This window comes from Myxococcus sp. AB056, assembly GCF_006547365.1.
Lineage (GTDB): Bacteria > Myxococcota > Myxococcia > Myxococcales > Myxococcaceae > Myxococcus > Myxococcus virescens.
Map to the genome: position 1 here is coordinate 1 of NZ_VHLB01000210.1, position 643 is coordinate 643.

General features: G+C 64.5%; 1 protein-coding gene. It reads left to right on the forward strand.

Features of this window, described 5'->3' with window-relative positions; all coding sequences use genetic code 11:
- Window positions 1-58: 58 nt before the first annotated feature.
- Window positions 59-643, forward strand: a 585-nt coding sequence (locus FMP39_RS37170; RefSeq protein ID WP_141594709.1) for a discoidin domain-containing protein, incomplete at its 3' end; no start/stop codon positions are given.

Here is a 643-nt window from a genome sequence, read left to right on the forward strand (position 1 = left end):
GTCCCCCCACGGCGCGGACTCCCCCTCGTCTGTCTTTAGTTCCCAGAGATCCCCCCACATGAAGAAGACCCTCCTGTTGGTTGGAACGCTGCTCGGTATGAGCAGCACGGGCTGCGGTGCCCCTGAAGATGATGTTTCATCTGAAGCCGGTGCGTCCCCCATCGAATTCGACGCCCTCGACAACTCCGCGGTCAGCGCCGCGGCGTTGACCACCCCCGGGTGCACCGCACTGACGGCCCGGTCGGTGATTTCCAACGGCGACGACGGGAACGTCGCAGCCAATACCATGGACGACAACCTGGGCACGCGCTGGAGCCGGAGCGGCCGGGGCTCGTGGGTTGACTATGACCTGGGCTCCATCCGGCAGGTCGCCGGTGTCTCCGTCGCGTGGCACCAGGGCAATACCCGCACGAATGAGTTCTTCGTCTCTGTCTCACCGGATGGCTATACCTATACACAGGTCTATTCGGGCAAGAGCAGCGGCACCACGACCGCCGCGGAGACGTACAGCTTCAAGGCCATCAACACGCGCCGGGTTCGCGTCACCTTTCTGAGCAACAACGTCAATGAGTGGGCCAGCATCGCCGAGGCGCGTGCCTGCTCGTCCACGACGTCGACTCCCACCGACCCCACCCCCGACCCG